At 58.5% G+C, this 17,679-nt stretch carries 20 protein-coding genes; 8 read left to right on the top strand and 12 right to left on the bottom strand.

Going from position 1 to position 17,679, the window contains the following annotated elements; genetic code table 11:
• Position 1: 1 nt before the first annotated feature.
• From ACL7TT_RS01115 to ACL7TT_RS01100, 4 genes are read right to left on the bottom strand one after another with little or no spacing between them, the layout of a single operon-like run.
• Positions 2-1,150 carry an ATP-NAD kinase family protein gene (locus tag ACL7TT_RS01115; RefSeq protein ID WP_413392456.1) on the bottom strand — a complete coding sequence of 383 codons (1,149 nt, stop codon included), beginning with the start codon at positions 1,148-1,150 and terminating at the stop codon, positions 2-4.
• Entirely contained in the window at positions 1,141-2,316 is a 1,176-nt protein-coding gene (locus ACL7TT_RS01110) for a 4-phosphoerythronate dehydrogenase (RefSeq protein ID WP_413392454.1), read from the bottom strand. Before ACL7TT_RS01110 ends, ACL7TT_RS01115 begins: the two co-directional genes overlap by 10 nt.
• A complete protein-coding gene (locus tag ACL7TT_RS01105; RefSeq protein ID WP_413392453.1) occupies positions 2,313-3,206 on the bottom strand; it encodes a 5'-3' exonuclease in 894 nt (297 codons plus the stop codon). The genes ACL7TT_RS01110 and ACL7TT_RS01105 overlap by 4 nt, the downstream gene beginning before the upstream one ends.
• A complete protein-coding gene (locus ACL7TT_RS01100; protein ID WP_413392451.1) occupies positions 3,203-3,787 on the bottom strand; it encodes an elongation factor P hydroxylase in 585 nt (194 codons plus the stop codon). The genes ACL7TT_RS01105 and ACL7TT_RS01100 overlap by 4 nt, the downstream gene beginning before the upstream one ends.
• A gap of 292 nt (positions 3,788-4,079) precedes the next feature.
• On the opposite strand from ACL7TT_RS01100, the gene ACL7TT_RS01095 reads away from it, so the two are divergent.
• Positions 4,080-4,766, top strand: coding sequence for a hypothetical protein (locus tag ACL7TT_RS01095; protein WP_413392450.1), 687 nt, complete (start codon positions 4,080-4,082; stop codon positions 4,764-4,766).
• Positions 4,767-4,907: 141 nt separating this feature from the next.
• On the opposite strand, the gene tusA is transcribed toward ACL7TT_RS01095, so the two are convergent.
• From tusA to ACL7TT_RS01070, 5 genes are all read right to left on the bottom strand, one after another.
• Complete coding sequence (gene tusA / locus ACL7TT_RS01090; protein WP_413392449.1) at positions 4,908-5,138, bottom strand: sulfurtransferase TusA; 231 nt, start codon at positions 5,136-5,138, stop codon at positions 4,908-4,910.
• A 72-nt stretch (positions 5,139-5,210) separates the two neighbouring features.
• Positions 5,211-5,849 (bottom strand): alpha/beta fold hydrolase, encoded by a 639-nt coding sequence (locus ACL7TT_RS01085; RefSeq protein WP_413392447.1) that lies wholly within the window; start codon positions 5,847-5,849, stop codon positions 5,211-5,213.
• Complete coding sequence (locus tag ACL7TT_RS01080; RefSeq protein ID WP_413392445.1) at positions 5,842-6,066, bottom strand: YheU family protein; 225 nt, start codon at positions 6,064-6,066, stop codon at positions 5,842-5,844. The genes ACL7TT_RS01085 and ACL7TT_RS01080 overlap by 8 nt, the downstream gene beginning before the upstream one ends.
• A gap of 88 nt (positions 6,067-6,154) precedes the next feature.
• Positions 6,155-6,967, bottom strand: coding sequence for a class I SAM-dependent methyltransferase (locus ACL7TT_RS01075; RefSeq protein ID WP_413392443.1), 813 nt, complete (start codon positions 6,965-6,967; stop codon positions 6,155-6,157).
• 22 nt (positions 6,968-6,989) lie between these two features.
• Entirely contained in the window at positions 6,990-7,289 is a 300-nt protein-coding gene (locus tag ACL7TT_RS01070; RefSeq protein ID WP_413392442.1) for an MTH1187 family thiamine-binding protein, read from the bottom strand.
• A 130-nt stretch (positions 7,290-7,419) separates the two neighbouring features.
• Between ACL7TT_RS01070 and ACL7TT_RS01065 the strand changes: the two genes are divergently transcribed.
• The 4 genes from ACL7TT_RS01065 to mnmC all read left to right on the top strand — a co-directional run bounded on the left by ACL7TT_RS01065 (position 7,420) and on the right by mnmC (position 11,059).
• Positions 7,420-7,950 carry a glycine cleavage system transcriptional repressor gene (locus ACL7TT_RS01065; protein ID WP_413392440.1) on the top strand — a complete coding sequence of 177 codons (531 nt, stop codon included), beginning with the start codon at positions 7,420-7,422 and terminating at the stop codon, positions 7,948-7,950.
• A 71-nt stretch (positions 7,951-8,021) separates the two neighbouring features.
• The gene (gene trmL / locus ACL7TT_RS01060) at positions 8,022-8,495 is read left to right on the top strand and encodes a tRNA (uridine(34)/cytosine(34)/5-carboxymethylaminomethyluridine(34)-2'-O)-methyltransferase TrmL (RefSeq protein WP_413392439.1); all 474 of its coding nucleotides are present in this window, start codon (positions 8,022-8,024) and stop codon (positions 8,493-8,495) included.
• A gap of 13 nt (positions 8,496-8,508) precedes the next feature.
• Positions 8,509-9,048 (top strand): flavodoxin FldB, encoded by a 540-nt coding sequence (gene fldB, locus ACL7TT_RS01055; RefSeq protein WP_413392438.1) that lies wholly within the window; start codon positions 8,509-8,511, stop codon positions 9,046-9,048.
• A 13-nt stretch (positions 9,049-9,061) separates the two neighbouring features.
• Positions 9,062-11,059: a bifunctional tRNA (5-methylaminomethyl-2-thiouridine)(34)-methyltransferase MnmC2/FAD-dependent 5-carboxymethylaminomethyl-2-thiouridine(34) oxidoreductase MnmC1 gene (mnmC, locus tag ACL7TT_RS01050; RefSeq protein ID WP_413392436.1), complete on the top strand. Its 1,998-nt coding sequence runs from the start codon at positions 9,062-9,064 to the stop codon at positions 11,057-11,059.
• Here the strand turns inward: mnmC and ACL7TT_RS01045 are convergent, their stop codons facing one another.
• On the bottom strand, positions 11,060-11,677 hold the full coding sequence (locus ACL7TT_RS01045; RefSeq protein ID WP_413392435.1) for a DUF502 domain-containing protein: 618 nt from the start codon (positions 11,675-11,677) through the stop codon (positions 11,060-11,062). It abuts the gene before it with no gap.
• Positions 11,678-11,686: 9 nt separating this feature from the next.
• On the opposite strand from ACL7TT_RS01045, the gene ACL7TT_RS01040 reads away from it, so the two are divergent.
• Positions 11,687-12,511 carry a glutaminyl-peptide cyclotransferase gene (locus ACL7TT_RS01040; RefSeq protein WP_413392433.1) on the top strand — a complete coding sequence of 275 codons (825 nt, stop codon included), beginning with the start codon at positions 11,687-11,689 and terminating at the stop codon, positions 12,509-12,511.
• On the opposite strand, the gene ACL7TT_RS01035 is transcribed toward ACL7TT_RS01040, so the two are convergent.
• Positions 12,492-12,923: a hypothetical protein gene (locus ACL7TT_RS01035; protein WP_413392432.1), complete on the bottom strand. Its 432-nt coding sequence runs from the start codon at positions 12,921-12,923 to the stop codon at positions 12,492-12,494. The genes ACL7TT_RS01040 and ACL7TT_RS01035 overlap by 20 nt on opposite strands.
• A gap of 153 nt (positions 12,924-13,076) precedes the next feature.
• Here ACL7TT_RS01035 and recQ point away from each other — a divergent pair, with 153 nt between their 5' ends.
• Entirely contained in the window at positions 13,077-14,879 is a 1,803-nt protein-coding gene (recQ, locus tag ACL7TT_RS01030) for a DNA helicase RecQ (protein WP_413392430.1), read from the top strand.
• 99 nt (positions 14,880-14,978) lie between these two features.
• On the top strand, positions 14,979-16,490 hold the full coding sequence (locus ACL7TT_RS01025) for a CoA-acylating methylmalonate-semialdehyde dehydrogenase (RefSeq protein WP_413392428.1): 1,512 nt from the start codon (positions 14,979-14,981) through the stop codon (positions 16,488-16,490).
• Between the two features lie 222 nt (positions 16,491-16,712).
• On the opposite strand, the gene cysM is transcribed toward ACL7TT_RS01025, so the two are convergent.
• Positions 16,713-17,606: a cysteine synthase CysM gene (cysM, locus tag ACL7TT_RS01020; RefSeq protein WP_413392426.1), complete on the bottom strand. Its 894-nt coding sequence runs from the start codon at positions 17,604-17,606 to the stop codon at positions 16,713-16,715.
• Positions 17,607-17,679 lie beyond the last annotated feature (73 nt).

Genomic DNA, 17,679 nt, shown 5'->3' with positions numbered 1-17,679 from the left:
TTTAGAGTACCCCATTGCTCAATGGATAGAGGATCGCATCCCGGTAGCCGGTCACAACCCGGATAAAACCCGACCACTGCCGATCCAGTTCGGGATCGCCACTATCCACCAGTAGAGGGCGGCCGCCCAGTTCGGTAATTTTGGTTTTGGTGGCCACCACCATTAAGTGATCGCGCCCCACGGCCCGCAGGACGCTCGGGGAAAACTGCTGGTTGCCACGGCCAAGCAAATGGCCCTGTCCTCCGATGGCGGTGAGAATAATGTTTATCGGGCCTTGGTGTTGTGCAATAGCCGCCTCAATTTGAGGAGTGCTTACATCTACCTGTTTTAAAGTGCCGCGCTGCAGCAGATCCACTCCCAGCAAAGTGCCCTGGCAGCCCAGTGCATTCAATATTGCCAAAGTGGTGGAACCCGGACCGACGATATAGAGTGTTTGCGGGTCCAGTGCCTCAAGTATGTCAGCAGCGATATCCTCCACCGCCAATGCCTCGACTTCACGCCCGGCATTTTTTATTGCCTGCAAAAAGTGGCCTTCCCGAGGTACCAGCAGTTCTCCGTAGTAGCGGGTACGCACGCGCCCCTGGCGAAAAGACTGTTCGTCGATATCCCGCACTTCGCACGCACACAGGTCCACCAGCTGCCCCGCCATCAACCGCCGCAATACCTCACCCCCGGCCTTGGGCGAGATGGCAAAACAAGCCGAATGCATCTTGACGCCGGCGGGAATCCCCAATACCGGGAAATGTTCACCAAGGGCGTTGACGATATTGCGTGCGGTGCCGTCACCGCCGATAAACACAATCAGATCGGCACCGGCATCACGGATAGCAACAGCGGCCTGTTCAGTATCCGCAGAAGTGGAGGGGGAGGACTTCGCAGCCCCCAGGGTGCGCACAGAAAAACCCAGCGCACGGGCGGTGTCCTCTCCCATTTCGTCGGAAAAACACAGTAGTTCCAACTGCCCGCGATGGGGCCTCAAAGCCTCCAGGGCAATGGCCGCGCGCTTGTGGGATTGGGGTTTGATACCCAAAGCCAGGGCCCGTGCAACCGTCTCGGCACCATCACTGCCCTTCAGCCCCGCCGGGCCACCGATGCCTGCCCAGGGATTGATAATCAACCCGAGTTTGTTAACCTGCTTGTCTATTTGCACATCAGACCCAACACTGCCAGTTGTTGCAATTCCTCTTCACTCAGCGCCTCCGCCGGGCCTGTATAGTGGCAAAACTCCAGGCGCTTGGGGTATTCCCGGCGCAGTCGGTCAAATACCTGCGCCATGGGCTCAGTGCCGAACGCGGCTTCGCGCAGGCGGCGATCATCCACGCGCGGATCGTACATCTGCAGCAGCAGATCCGCTATTGCTCCCCCCTGTCCTGTCCCTGGGTCAGCCTCGCAGCTATTCATCAGACTTCCCGGCACAATCCGGATAGTGGCGGTATCTCCTGAGGCCTCTGGAGCCACCGCCGGAAGCGCAAGATCCATCACAGCGGACAATCCTTCACGTATCTGCCGGGTTCCCGCCAGCTTGCCGTCGTCACTGTAACCGGCAATATGCGGGGTGGCTAAATCCACCCGTTGCAACAGTTCGGTATTGATCTCCGGCTCGTTCTCCCAGACATCCAACACCGTACTGAAACGCCGTTCCCGTCTGAGCTGTTGCAGCAGCGCGCGGTTGTCCACCACCGCACCGCGCCCGGCACTGATCAGCACAGCGCCATCGCGGATATGCGCCAGCTGCTCTGAACCGATCATATGTAGGCTGGGGAAGCACCCGCCTTTAATCAGCGGTGCGTGCAAACACACAATATCCCGCCCCAGCGCCTGCGCCAGTGTGGCAGAATCCGGGTTGTCCGGCAGCCAGGGGTCATATACTGCACAGGAGGCACCCAGGGCGTGCAGGCGTTTTTGCAATAAACCGCCCACATTGCCACAACCCACAATACCAAAACTGCGCCCACGCCAATCGACCTCCAAAGCGGCCAGGGCACAGAACACATATTCCACCACGGAATTGGCGTTGCAGCCGGGTGCCGCACACCAGTGAATGCCATTGCGCTCCAGCCACGGGATATCCAAATGATCTGTGCCGATGGCGCAGCTGCCAACAAAGCGCACCGGCGTGCCCTGCAAGAGGCTCTGATTCACTTTGGTCACGGAGCGCACCAGCAGGATATCCGCTTCGACCAGCTGCTCGCGGCTTAGGGTGCGGCCTGGGCAACGCTGCAGAGTGCCGAGATCACCAAAGTACGATTGCAATGCTGGAATATTTTCATCGGCAACAATCCTGAGCCCGACAGTTTCTGTGGCTGTGTCATTCATTCAAACTCTCCATGCGCACGACCCAGGATACGCGCCATTTTGCCGGCGAGGCCGGAAATGCCGAATTCCTCTGCCAGGGCATGTGCCAAATACAGGTCGACAGGTTGGGGACGCAATTCTCCCGAATTGATATCCAGCGCCATATTTTCCTCCAGGCAGGTCAGACGTTTGGCCAGGCGCAACTGGTCCGCATACTGCTCAAGACGTGCAGCGGTCCCCATGGCACCACGAAACGGCAGGGCGGCCACCCTGCCGAGCTGTGCCAACAGGGATTCAATATCTTCGAACTCGCCCAACAAATAGGCCGCAGTTTTGGGGCCCAACCCGGGAATACCGGGAATATCGTCACTCCGATCCCCCACAAGGGCCAGATAATCGGCAATCTGCCCCGGGCGTACACCAAACCTCTGCTCCAGCGCATCGCTGTCCATATGCCGGTCTGCAGCAAGATCCCACAGGGACGAAGCGCCACGGGCCAGCAACTGCCCCAGGTCCTTGTCACGACTCACAATAATCGGCGCATACCTGCGCAGCTTGCGGGTCAGGGTGGCGAGGATATCATCCGCCTCATAGCGCTTACTGGAGAAACTGGTGATACCCAGTGCCTCCGCCATCTCCCGGCAGGCCGTCAACTGGAAGGCCAGCGCAGCATCGGGCATGGCGCGACTGCACTTGTAGTCGGGGTAGAGTGCATTACGAAAGCAGTTTCCCAGGGATTCATCAAATGCACAGGCGATATGGTGCGGGCGACACGCCAGCAGATCCAACAGCAGATTGGTAAAACCGTAGACCGCCTCGGTGGCATAGCCGCTACGGCTGTGCCAGTGCGGCGGCAGGGCAAAGTAATAGCGGAAAATATAAATTGGCGCGTCGATCAGATAACTGCTCACGATAAATCCGCCAATTGATAAATCCCGGCGCTGAACGGGTCGGGCCGCCCAAATTCACAGGCCAGGGCCCGGGCAAAGGCCCGCGCACGGGCGTTGGCCCCCTTGTGGCAGTATTCCCGCACCCGCGCCCAGATCGCCACCTTGAAACTGTCGCTGGGACCCAGGCCACTGTACAGATTGTCGCTACTCACCCGGAATCTGAGGCCGCAGGCCCGTGCAAAAACCCACTCCAATGCCTGGGGCCTCACCTCCACCTCCTCGAACGCCGCCTGCTGCTCGGCACTGCGCCCATCTGGCAAATACCAGTACCCATAATCCGGCAGCCGGCGGCGAGCCTCTCCGGCCAGGCACCAATGCGCTGCCTCATGCAGAGCGCTGGCGGCATAACCCCGGGTAAACTCCACTTGGTGGTGTCTCTGACTTCCCCCGGCGGGTCGGTAATAGGGCTCAAAGTAGCCGCCGCAAAGTCGGGTATTGAACCCTTTTGGGTCGGCAAAACAGCGATCAAATACTAAGGCGATGCGATCAGCCATTGGTTGAGTAGTAGAAACTGGAGCTATTTCCGGGTTCCAAACGGGCAAGGTGTTCTCCAGGGCACTACAAAGGTGGGGACTATATCAACGCCGGCGCTGCAATCAAAGCGGTGCCGGCACAGAGCAGGTTCGCCGCCCTGGTTGTATTTCCGCAGTTCAACATATACCTTTATTGGCAGGGATGTCGCCAAAGGTAAAGCTTGTTGCGAATCCCTTCAGGGGGGAATTAATGTATTCCAACGCCCCCCTTCTTCGGTCTCCCCTCAGTGACAGTGCTTTCGCAGTCGCAGCAGCATCTGGGTGGAGGCGGTATCCAACCGGCCCTGCCAGGAGGTGTTCCATGACAGACCACTGCTGCAACAATGTGGTTGACCTCTTCACCGGCGAGCTGATCGGCACTTCGGCGGAAAGGCGCTTTATTCGTCTTTCTCCGGAACTCGACGGCTTGGAAATGCTCTACTCCAACAACGCCAGCGGAACAGATTTCTACAGCTTGAAGATTCTGTGCTGGGGACTCAAAGCCAATGGCGAGGTCGTGGGCCTCGTTCCCTGGTTAAACTCTATTGTGGCCTGCCCCGATATCCAGGACCCGCTGGACGGGTGCTTTAAGGGCTATTATGACCCCGGTATTGAAGAGATCTTCCACCAGCCCCCGATCCACAAAATCGTTGAGTTGGAGACTGCGGCGGAATATTTCGAATACGAGAGTAACAAGGCTGAAGAGGTACTTCAGGAAATCCCCGATAGTATCGGCACCCATGCGGTGTTTATGGACGAGGACAGAGAGAACCTGACACTGATAGAAGTCATCAGTTGGCGCCTGCACGCCGATGGCAGCATTCTCGGCATGTTGATAGATCACGATATTGTTGAAACCACCCCGGTACTACCGGGTGACCACTGCCTTTACCCGGCACAACAGAGTGAGGGCTTCCGCTACTTCTTCCAACACCATATCGCCAACAAGATTAAATCCGAGGACCCGGAGGCACTGGCGGCTATTGCTGCGCTGGTCACAGCGCCATGAGACCCACCCAATCGACCAATCGGTCGGTACCATATGCGTCCTTCCATGTGTGGTCGGTTTAAAGCCGGCCTCACTCTCTGGGCGCTGTGCCATTGGCCCGGCGATGGTCTTGCCGGTTTCATAACAGATATTTCTGACCGACTATCCCACTCTTTTGATCCAAAACACGAATTCCGTATTTTCCTCGGCCTGTTGAAGCAGCTCGTAACCGAGAAACTGACAGAATTTGGGAACATCCCGCTGGGTGGAGGGGTCTGTGGTAAGCATTTTCAATACCTCCCCATCAGCGACTTTACGCACTGCTGAGTGCAGCAGCATCAGAGGCTCTGGACACAGCAGGCCGCGGGTATCAAGGATGTGATCTGACTTCATAGTGCGCATTGTGTGCAATTTAATCGGCGCCGTCACCTGCCGGTTCAAACCCGCCAAGTGCAGAGGAGTATCTCACGTTCCTCTGGGCCGAAGCATAAACTGCACCACCACCTCCAGCGCCGACTGCCAATGCCGGGCCTGGGTCAATTCACTGGCGCGACGGGGCTTAAAGTCGTGATCTCCGTCTTTCAACCACGCTATCTCAATAGCCTGTGCCAATCCATAGCATGCCACTTCGGCACGGCTGCCAAGGGGGTCTCGGTCTCCTTGTACAATAAGCATTGGACAGGCAATGCCAACCAGGTGCTCTGTGCGCAACTTGTCCGGTTTGCCTCGGGGATGGAACGGATAGCCTAGGCATACCAACCCTGCGATTAAGCCCTGCTCAAAGCTCTCATCGGCAAGCAGGCTCGCGACCCTGCCCCCCATGGACTTCCCACCAATATACAGGGGCAAATCGCCCGGTTGCCGTGCTATCTGCGCGCGAAAACAGTCCTGGAGTTGGGGCATGGTATTGGGCGGACGCCTGCTCCCACCGGTACGGCGCTGGGCCATATAAGGGAACTCGAAACGAATCACTTCAATCCCCAGAGCACACAACCCCTGAGCCAGCACCTGCATAAACTGACTGTCCATGGGGGTGCCGGCACCGTGGGCAAACAGAAAGCGCGCGCCGGGCGCCTCGGGGCGATTAATCAAGTACTCAGGCATCTTCGGGCAGGTCCCGCGCCAGCACCAGGTTAACGGACTCCTCACCCGGTTCAAACCAGATTACCACCTCGCCGGACTGTAACTGGCGACGCAGATTCAACACCTTTTCCGACAGGGCCACCTCGCGCTCACCGTATTCCGTGCCCTCACGGGTGGCATACTCCTCCAGGAGACTCTGCAGGGTGGCGGGATTTAGCTGTTCAAAAGGGATAACCATACAACAACGAATCGGACGGGACGGGGGAGGCGGGCACAACCGGTGTCGCGCCCGCAGCTAGAATCCAGTTTCAAAAAGACATGGGCACTCAGGGTTTCGGCTTGCGGAAACGCAGGGTCATGCGGTCACTTTCACCGATGGCCAGATACTTTTCCTTGTCTTCATCCCCCAGACGCAGGGACGGTGGCAGGGTCCAGACCCCCTTTGGATGCTGGGCGGTATCCTTCGGGTTGGCATTGACCTCGCTGGTCTCTTCCAACTCAAAACCCGCCTTTTTGGCCACTGCAATCACATATTCCTGGGTGACATAACCGCTCTTGATCATATCCTCCATGCTGGTACCGGGTTTAGCGCGATGCTCCACCACACCCAGCACACCGCCGGGTTTCAGGGCGGCAAAGAAGCTGGCAAAGGCCTTGTCTTCGTAATTGCGGTACATCCAGTTGTGCACATTCCGGAAAGTCACCACCGCATCGGCACTGCCGGCGGGTGCAATCTGGCGGCCAGTCTGTGGAGAGAATTCCGTCACTACGATGCTTTTATAAGCCTTTTCATTGGAGGCCAGCTTCTCCTTGAAACGCTTCAGAGTGCGCTGGTAGTAGGCAGACTCACTGTCTTCGGGAAAATGCGCCGCGTAGAGCGTGCCTTTCTCGCTGAGATAGGGGCCAAGGATTTCCGTGTACCAGCCACCTCCAGGGGTGATTTCAACCACCGTCATTTCCGGTTTAATCCCTATAAATTTCAGGGTTTCCGCCGGGTGGCGGTACTGATCCCGCGCGGTGGTTTCCTCGTTGCGGTGATCTCCCTTAATCACAGAATCCAGATCTGCAGCCTGGGCGCCTGAAGACAGGACCAGTGCGCCGGCCAGGGCCAGCAGGGATTTCTTGATATTGATCGTCATAATCGTTCCTGTTTTGTTTTCGTTAATCCAGCTTCGATCGCACGCTATCGATTTTATCCTGTAAAGACTGGTCGCGGTCCAAACGGGTTCCCAACTTCAGGCTGGTACTGATGCGTTCGGCGCCCATTGTATGTACCCGTTCGTGACACGCCTTTACCGCAGCCATTACCACATCCCACTCCCCCTCAATATTGGTACCATACGCGTGCAGTTTATGCGTGAGCCCAGCTTCGACCAGCACTCTTTCACACTCTGCCACATATGCGCTGACAGACAGCCCCACACCCAGGGGAATAACACACAAATCGGCAATAACTTTCATCGGCAGCCCTCGCTAAACTACCCGTTTTCGCGGGTGTGGATAATGACTTTGAGATTGAACGATAGGGTTATCCGACGAAATCCTATTACAATCCAGTCTACACGTATCGAGTAAAGCAAGGAAACCCGGCATGCAACACCATCTGGTTATCTCCATGATCTGCGACGACAGACCCGGCGTTGTGGAAACACTCTCCGCGGTCATCGCGGATAACGGTGGCAACTGGGAAGACAGCCATATGGCACACTTCTCTGGAAAATTTGCCGGCATCCTGCGCGTTGCCGTCCCCGCAGTGAAAAGCCGGCTCCTGAAAAGTGCCCTCGACATTTTGGTCCAGGAAGGATACAACCTGGTGGTCGAGGATGCTGTCGCTGTCGCCGCTCCCCTCCGGCAGACATTGACCCTCAAACTGGTAGGCAATGACCGTCCAGGCATAGTGCGCGAGATCTCCCGCGCCCTCACCGCCCGCCACATCAATATGGAGCAATTGGAAACCACCTACGGCAGCACCCCCTGGAGTGGCGAGCCGCTGTTTCGCGCCGAGTGCAGGATCAGTGTGGCCGAAGAGCCGGATTTCGACGGACTCCGCGATGAACTCGATCAGATTGCCAATGAACTGGGGGTGGAGATCGACTGCGAGGAGATCGCCACTGCCCCCTAATTATGGAATAATCCGCACCCGTACAAGGCCGGGTACTCCCGCCCCGAGCCAGTGAGGGCGGCCGCCAGCCAATGTTCAAGATCGTTCTGTACCAACCGGAGATAGCCCCCAACACCGGCAATATTATCCGGCTCTGCGCCAATACCGGTGCCGAACTGCACCTGATCGAGCCCCTCGGCTTCCATATGGACGACAAGCGCCTGCGCCGTGCCGGGCTGGATTACAGCGAGTACAGCCATGTGGTGCGTCACCGGGACTGGCAGGCCTTTATCGATAACGAAAAGCCAACACGGGTACTGGCGCTCTCCACCAAGGGCAGCCGCTGTCACTCCGCCGTGGAATACCAAGGTGGCGACGCCATCGTCTTCGGCCCTGAGACCCGCGGTCTGCCCGCAGCATTCCTGCAAGCTGTCGGTGCGCAAAACACCCTGCGTATCCCCATGCGCGCGGAAAGCCGCAGCATCAACCTGTCCAACGCCGCCGCCATCATTATTTACGAGGCCTGGCGGCAGCAGGACTTTAACGGCGCCCTCGCCAAGCAGTAAGAATCCAGTTGTTATGCAAAGCGCCCAAGCTCCCATAGGATTGTTTTACGGCTCCAGTACCTGCTACACCGAGATGGCTGCAGAAAAAATCCGCCAGTGTATCGGGCCCAATTGGGTAGACCTGCACAATGTGGCCGAGGCAGATATCTCTCTTGCAGAAGATTACGATTTTCTGCTGTTTGGTATTCCCACCTGGGACTATGGCGAGCTGCAGGAAGACTGGGAGAATATCTGGGACAAACTGGCGGCCCTGGATCTGCATGGCAAGGCCGTGGCCCTGTTCGGCCTCGGCGACCAGGAAGGCTACCCCCAGTGGTTCCAGGATGCGCTGGGTTACCTGCATGCCCAGTTGGTGGCCTGCGGCGCCCGCGCCTTGGGCTGCTGGCCCGCAGAAGGCTATACGTTCGAGCAATCCAAGGGACTGACACCGGATGGCAGCCGGTTCGTGGGCCTCGCCCTGGACGAGGAGAACGAGTTTGACCTCAGCGAAGCGCGTATACAGTGTTGGTGTGCCCAGGTAATGCGCGAGTTTGGCTTGCGGCAAAAGGCCTGACAGGAGCCCTGTTGTGCGCGAACCCGGCCTTACATACGCGGAACTCGAGTGGCGTGACAACGGCCAGCCCCTGTCCCGTGCCTATGGCGATGTCTATTTCTCCACCGCCTCAGGACTGGAGGAGAGCCGCTACGTATTCCTGCAGCACAATGCCCTGGCAGAGCGCTGGGCAGGTCTCGGCGATGGCGAGCGTTTCACCATCGGCGAGACCGGCTTTGGCACCGGCTTGAATTTTCTCGCCGCCTGGGCACTCTGGCAAAAAACCGCACCAAAAAGCGCACGCCTGCATTTTTTCTCCGTTGAGAAATGCCCCCTGCGCCCACAGGATCTGCACCGCGCCCTGGCCCTGTGGCCCCAGTTGCAGCCTTTTGCCCGGCTTCTGCTCGACAACTATCCCGCACTCCCTGCCCAGGGCGTGCACCGTTTGCAATTCGGCCAGGTAACCCTGACCCTGCTGATCGGCGAAGCCAGCGAAGCCCTGCAGAGCCTGCGCCTGCAACAGGAGCAGCGCGACCGGCAAGCAGATGCCTGGTTTCTGGACGGATTTGCCCCGGCGAAAAACCCGGATATGTGGACTCCGCCGCTGTTTGCAAGCATCGCTGCCCTGAGCAGGCCCGGTGCCACCTTCGCCACCTTCACCTGCGCCGGGCCGGTCAGGCACAGCCTGCGCGATGCGGGTTTTACCTGGCGTAAAGTGCCCGGCTTCGCGCGTAAGCGGGAGATGCTGTGCGGCGCACTGCACAGCGTTTTGACGAGCCAGACTGCCGCTACCCGCTGGTATTTGCCCCCAGAGCCGCCGAAGCGGCCGCAGAGCGCGGCTGTCATCGGCGCGGGAATCTCAGGTGCCACCGTCGCCAGGGCACTGGCGGAACGCGGAGTGCGGGTTCGGATTTTTGAGCGGGGGGCAACCCCTGGAAGCGGTGGCTCCGGCAACGACCAGGGCATCCTCTACGCAAAGCTATCCCCTAAACCCGGCCCCAACGGCGACTTCAACCTGCACGCCCTGCTGTTTGCCCAACGCTATTATCGCCAGCACTGCGCGCAAGTAGCGCACTTCAATGGCCTGTTGCAACTGGCTCAAACGGACCGGGAGCGATGCTTGCAGCAGCAAGTCGCCGAGACCCTGGCGGAACACAACAGCCAGACTCTGGCCCACACCGTAACATCCACTGAAGCGAGTGCGCTGGCAGGGGTGGACCTGGCTTTCTGCGGGCTTTATTTCCCCCAGGCGGGCTGGCTGGAACCGCAAAAAGTATGCGCAGCCCTACTTGAACACAACAATATCGAGCTGTGTTGTGACACCGCTATAGAACAACTCGAACAGTGCAATGCCGGCTGGTGGCTGCACACTGGGGAAAAGACATTCGAAGCCAACGCGGTGATCCTCTGCGGCGCCAGGGATATTTGCAGTTTCCCACAGACCGCCCCTCTGCCCCTGAACCCCATACGCGGCCAGGTATCGGTGGCCAAAACCACGGCGGCCTCGCGCCAGTTGAAGGTAGCGCTCTGCGGCGAGGGCTATATCACCCCGGAACATCGGGGCAGCCAAAGCTTCGGCGCCACCTTCAGACTCAAGGAAACCGCCCTAAAAATACGCGATAGCGAGCACCGGGCAAACCTGGAGACTCTGGCTGCCCTGCTGCCGCAGCTGTCGAGGGATTTCTCCTCCCAGGCACTCAGTGGCCGCGCAGCCCTGCGTGCCGCAACACCGGATTACCTGCCTGTGGCCGGCCCGGTGCCAAATTGGACATCCCTCGACACCACCTATGTGGGCCTGCGCAAAAACCGCAAACAGCTGATCCAGCAAACCGCGCAATACCAGCGGGGCCTGTATGTGATGGGCGGGCTGGGCTCCCGCGGCTTTACCTACGCGCCGCTCGCCGCGGAAGTGCTCACTGCCTGGATACTGGGTGAGACTCTGCCAGTCACCGCCGGGCTGGCCAGGGCACTGCACCCGGCGCGCTTTGCAATTCGCAACCTGGGTAAAAACCGCAGTGCCGTCACCGGGTAATCAGGTCTTGGAGGCCGGCGCCAATAGGCTGGCGCTACCGGCTCCGCAGGCCACAATCGTTTTCATCGCCCCCTCCACAGTCACACCTGGCAGTATTTCCACACATTCAGCAGGCACGTGGAAGACAAAGCCCGAGGTGGGAACAGGCGCTGTGGGTACATAGACGGTCATATCCCCACCGGCGTGCTGGGATGTCACTATGGCGGTGACCGACAGGGGGTTGTGGACCCCGTGAATACGCACCCGTGCAACCGGCCCGGACAACACACCTTCGCCGCCACCACCGATAAACTGCGTCACCAACTCCCTGATGGTGCTATAGCCCGGTGCCAGACGTCCCAGCCAGTGGTCCACATGCCGGTGCAGCCAGTGGCCAATACTGGTTTTCACCAGCAGGCCGATCAGGAAACAACCACCCAAAATCAGCGCTATTACCACAAGCCGCGCGAGGGTATCCTTAAATTCGGTGTGGGCCTCCAGCCAGACAACGGCCGGTGCCACAATTTCACTGATTTGACCAAACAGCCACTGAAACAGCAGCACAAAGATGGCAATGGGCAGCACGACCGCCAGTCCGCCCAGCAGGGTCAAGGAGACAAAGGTTTTTACTCTGGTCATAGGTTATTGATGTACCGACTTCTCAATCTCAGTTGGAAACTGCCCCTAGCGCCTGCCCTGTTGCTGTTTGTAGCCGCTGCGCAAGCACAACTTCCGGTCATCCCCTATACCATCTTGGAGCAACGCCAGCGCAGCGGAGACCATTTCACCCAGGGGCTCTACTTCGACGGCCAGCGCTGGTGGGAGAGCAGCGGACTCTATCGCCGTTCCTGGCTGGCAGAGTATACCGATCCCGGCGCCAACCCGGTAAGGCGCAAATGGCTGGCGGGGGAGCTATTCGCCGAGGGCCTCACGGTGTTCGGGAGCAAGCTCTATCTGCTGACCTACAGGGCCGGCGAGGTGCATATCTATCGGGCCCGGGATCTTCAGCCCTTGGAGGTCAAACGCTACAGCGGTGAAGGCTGGGGCCTTACCCACGACGGTGCGCACCTGATTATGAGCAATGGCAGCGGTGCGCTGACCTTCCGCGATCCGAACACCTTCGCGGTATTGCGCCACCTGAAGGTAAAGAGCGCGGGTGAGGAGTGGTCCAACCTCAACGAACTGGAATTTGCCGAGGGCCTGATCTGGGCCAATATCTGGCAGGACAGCCGGATAATTGCCATCGACCCCAACAGCGGCGAGGTACGCGGCGCTGTGGATTTGCACAGCCTGGCACCGGAGGCACGCGATCACCCGGATGCGGTGGCCAACGGTATCGCCTGGGACAAAGCCCGCAACGGGCTCTGGGTAACCGGAAAATACTGGCGGCAACTGTTTCTGATTCGCCCCCAGGGGCTTGGTTTCGACAAGACGACAAACCCCGAGCCGGCCATCAGCGCCTCTGGCCAATAACCGTCAGCACACCGCCATCACAGAGATAGTGCATTGTGGAGAGCTGTAGCTGCAGGCGAAACCCGTGACCGCGGTCTTGCAGGCTGACCCCCTCCCGCCCGTCCTCACCATCGTATAGCGTGGTGGACTGGCCCAAGTCATTTTGCCACTGAACCGCCTCCACTCTGCGCATCCCCGGAAGCTCAAGCGTGACAAGGGTAAATTGCTCGGGCAGTGGCTGCAGTTCAATCTGGGCCACACCCGAGGCGGTGACCAGGGACAGTGCCAGCTGGTTTTCCGGCGCGGTGCGCCAGCCCAGATGGGTATCCGCCACAAGGGATTGCGCAAACTGGTGCGGGGCACCGGACGCACAGCCCAGTGGCCCGGCCAGAGCAGCGAACCACAACATCAATAACAAAAGCAAAGTGCGCATAGCCCTATCCTTAGCCAATTGCTGTGATGGCCTGCGATTATAACCCGTGACCCCTGTCACAAAACAAAACCTGTCCATTGCATCCTCTTTCAAGGGAAAATCGGCCGATAAACCCACCGCACAAAAACGCGGTGCAGGGTATACTCCGCCGCCATGCAATCCCCACAGCAGATTCTTGAGCACACCTTCGGCTACCCCCACTTCCGCGACCCCCAGGCCGCGGTGATCGACACCCTGATGGCTGGCAACGACGCTCTGGTACTCATGCCCACCGGTGGGGGCAAATCCCTGTGCTACCAGATACCCGCGCTGGCCAGATCCGGTTGCGGCGTGGTGGTCTCTCCCCTGATCGCCTTGATGCAGGACCAGGTAGAAGCGCTACAGGAAGCCGGTATCCGCGCCGCCTTCCTAAACTCTTCCGTACCCTATGACGAAACCCTGGCAATTGAGGACCAACTGCTTCACGGTAGACTGGATCTGCTGTACCTGGCACCGGAACGGCTGTTACAGCCCCACACACTTTCACTCCTGCAGCGAGTCGAACTGTCGTTGTTCGCCATCGATGAGGCCCACTGCGTGTCCCAGTGGGGGCACGACTTTCGCGCCAACTACCTGCAGCTGAACTGCCTCCACGAACAGTTTCCCTGCGTACCGCGTATTGCATTGACCGCTACCGCGGACCAGCGCACCCGCGCGGAAATCGCCCGGAGACTCAACCTGGAGACCGCCCGGCACTTTATCAGCAGCTTTGACCGTCCCAATATCCGCTACCGCATCGAACCCAAGGACAACCCACGCCGCCAGCTACTGCAGTTTTTGCGCGACACTCAGAAAGGAAGTGCAGGCATTATTTATTGCCTGTCCCGCGCCAAAGTGGAAAATACCGCCGAATGGCTGAGCCAGCATGGGTATACCGCCCTGCCCTACCACGCGGGTCTGCCCGCCGTTACCCGTGCCGAACACCAGCGCCGCTTCCTGCGCGAGGAAGATGTCATTATTGTGGCCACCATCGCCTTCGGTATGGGCATCGACAAACCCGATGTGCGCTTTGTAGTGCACCTGGATCTACCCAAAAGTATCGAAGCCTACTATCAGGAGACCGGTCGCGCCGGTCGCGATAGCGAGCCCTCGGTGACACTGCTGCTCTACGGCCTGGAAGATGTGGTGAAGCTGGCACAGATGGTTGAAGCCTCCGAGGGCAGTGAGGAGCACAAGCGCCACGAACGCGGGCGCTTAAATGCCATGCTGGGCCTGTGTGAAATCACCAGCTGTCGCCGCCAGGCCCTGTTGCACTACTTCGCCGAAACCCTGGACCACCCCTGTGGCAACTGCGATACCTGCCTGGAGCCCCCTGCCACCTGGGATGCCAGCGAGGCCGCCATCAAACTGCTGTCGTGCGTCTACCGTACCGGCCAGCGCTTCGGTGCCAACCATGTCATCGATGTGCTGCGGGGCTCCGGGAACGAGAAAGTACGCAAATTCGGGCACGACCAACTCTCCACCCACGGCATTGGCAAAGACCTCGCCACCAGTGAGTGGCGGGCTGTGATGCGACAATTAATCGTGCGCGGCTACCTGGAGGTGACAGGTGAGTTTCAGGGGCTCAGGCTCACAGAGCTGTGCCGCCCGCTGTTGCGCAGGGAGACATCCCTGCAGTTGCGCAAGCTGCCGGCCAAAGGCCCCCGATTCGTCTCCCGCGACGCTTCAGCCTCCGAAGACCTGGCCTGTGAGGACCAACCGCTCTGGCAGGCCCTGCGCAGCTGCCGCAAGGCGTTGGCGGAAGAGCGCGGTGTACCGCCCTATGTGGTCTTTCACGATGCCACCCTGCGCGGCATGGTAAAGGCGCACCCGCAAACCCGCAGTGAGTTACTGGCGGTTTCCGGGGTCGGCGCCAGCAAGCTGGCGCGTTTTGGCGACACCTTCCTCGCCGTACTTAGAGACTTCCCCAAGCGTTAGGCGCAGGATAGCCCGGAACGCTTTTCCCCTTCGGGCACACCTGTGTTAAAAAGGTGAAAATAGCTAAAAATAACCCGTCCATTCCAACGAGAAAAAACCATGAAAGTCATTGGCCATCTGATAAACGGCGCCCTGGATACCGGCGGCGAGAGCACCGCAGGTTCACGCCTGCAGGATGTCACCAACCCCTCAACCAACACGGTCACCGGAAAAGTCGCGCTGGCCAGCAAAGCCACTGTCGAAGAGGCCATCGCCGCGGCCCAGGCCGCCTACCCCGCCTGGCGCAACCTGCCCACTGCCAAACGCGTGCGCATCATGTACCGCCTGAAAACCCTGCTGGAACAGCACGCCGATACCATCTGTGAGCACATCACCCGGGAACACGGCAAGGTCTTCAACGACGCCATGGGTGAACTGCAGCGCGGTATCGAAAATATCGAGTATGTCTGCTCTGCTCCAGAAAAGCTCAAAGGGGAACACAGCAGGAGTGTGGGTCCCGCCATTGATACCTGGAGCGAATTCCAGCCCCTGGGTGTCTGCGCCGGGATTACTCCGTTTAACTTTCCCGCCATGGTGCCCTTGTGGATGTGGCCAATGGCCATCGCTTGCGGCAATACTTTCGTGCTCAAGCCTTCAGAACGCACCCCTTCCTCCGCATTATTTATCGCCGAACTCGGTATCGAAGCCGGCATCCCGGCGGGTGTACTCAACGTGGTGAATGGCGACAAGGAAGCGGTGGATACCCTGCTGACCGATAAACGCGTTCAAGCCATTAGCTTTGTCGGATCCACCCCGATTGCGGAATATGTCTACACCACCGCCACGGCCCACGGCAAGCGGGCACAAGCTTTTGGCGGGGCCAAGAACCATGCCATTGTCATGCCGGATGCGGACCTGGACAATGCCGCGACCGCACTGATGGGGGCCGCCTTTGGCTCCTGTGGCGAACGCTGCATGGCTATTTCCGTGGCGGTTGCCGTCGGTGATGAGTGCGCGGATGCCCTAGTCGCAAAACTCACAGAACAGATCGCCACACTCAAAGTGGGCGACGGTATGGATGACCAGAGTGATATGGGGCCCCTGGTAACGCCGGCCCATCTGAAAAGAGTCGAGGGCTTTATCGCCACCGGTATTGAAGAAGGTGCGGAACTGGCCGTGGATGGTCGCGGCCTGAAAATACCCGGGTTCGAGCGTGGCAATTACCTTGGGGCCTGTCTGTTTGATCGCGTCACGCCGGAAATGACCATACACAGTCTGGAAATATTCGGCCCTGTACTCTGTGTCATGCGCACAGACACCCTGCAAGAAGCAATGGATATTATCGATACCCACGAATACGGTAACGGCACCTGCCTGTTCACTCGCGATGGCGAAGCGGCCCGTTACTTTAGTGATAATATCAAAGTGGGTATGGTTGGTATCAACGTTCCCCTCCCCGTCCCTGTTGCCCACCACAGCTTCGGTGGCTGGAAGCGCTCCCTCTTTGGCGACCTGCACGCTTACGGACCGGATTCGGTACGCTTTTACACCAAGCGCAAAACCATTACCCAGCGCTGGCCATCCAGTAGCCTTAGAGAAGGGGCACAGTTTAACTTTCCAAATAGTGGGTGAAAAAATAAAATAGACCGCCCCCGAAAAAACTCTGGTGGTAAAAAGCCCGTGTAAACGTGGACCTTTTACCACTTCTCATATAATTTATTTGGTCTAGCAGGCTACTAAAAATCCGCATTTCCCTAAAGTTTCTCATTTCTGGGAATTTATCCGTTTTGAGGCGGTTTTTATTCAAAAATTTCACATCATTAATTAGCAGCCCCGATTGATTACCGGGTTTAATCAGCCCTGAGTAAACACGCCCGAGGACAGATAACGATCTCCCCGATCACAAGCGATAGCGACAATGGTGGCCTTTTCCACCTGGGCGGAGATTTGCAAAGCACCGGCCACGGCTCCGCCGGAGGATACTCCACAAAAAATTCCCTCGGTTCTGGCCAGCCTTCGGGTCATCTCCTCCGCCTCAAGCTGGTCCATATCAATCACCAGATCCACTGCCTCAGGGACGAAAATACTCGGCAGATATGCCTGGGGCCAGCGACGAATGCCGGGGATACTGGAACCATCGGTGGGTTGGAGGCCGATAATCTGGATATTGGGGTTTTTCCGCTTCAAATAACGGCCGCAACCCATTATGGTCCCTGTGGTGCCCATTGAGGAGACAAAGTGCGTGATCTGTCCCTGAGTTTGTTGCCAGATCTCGGGGCCCGTGCCCTCAAAATGGGCAAGTGGATTGTCATCGTTGGCAAATTGATTGAGTACCAGCCCCCTGCCCTCAGCCTGCATCTCAAGGGCCAGGTCGCGGGCACCTTCCATACCCGCTTGCGCACTGACCAGGATCAGCTCGGTGCCATAGGCTGCCATGGCCGCCTTGCGCTCGGCCGTAGCGCTGTCGGGCATAATCAGGATCATGCGGTAGCCTTTGACCGCGGCCGCCATCGCCAGGGCAATGCCGGTATTGCCACTGGTCGCCTCGATCAGTGTATCGCCCGGAGTTACACGCCCCCTGGCCTCGGCGTGGTTAATCATGGATAACGCCGGGCGGTCTTTCACAGAGCCGGCGGGATTATTCCCTTCCAACTTGAGCAGAATCGTATTGCTGGTTTCACCAGGCAATCGCTGCAACTGAATCAGGGGGGTATTGCCTACACAGTCGGCAATTGTGGGGTAATCCATGGTGCAGTCAGTTCCAGAATACTATTGCGGCCAGACAGTGTACCCGAAGATCTTTCCAGCGTTAAATATCGAC

It is taken from the genome of Microbulbifer jejuensis, from assembly GCF_047289955.1.
GTDB lineage: Bacteria > Pseudomonadota > Gammaproteobacteria > Pseudomonadales > Cellvibrionaceae > Microbulbifer.
This window is presented reverse-complemented; position numbering and strand designations above follow the sequence as displayed.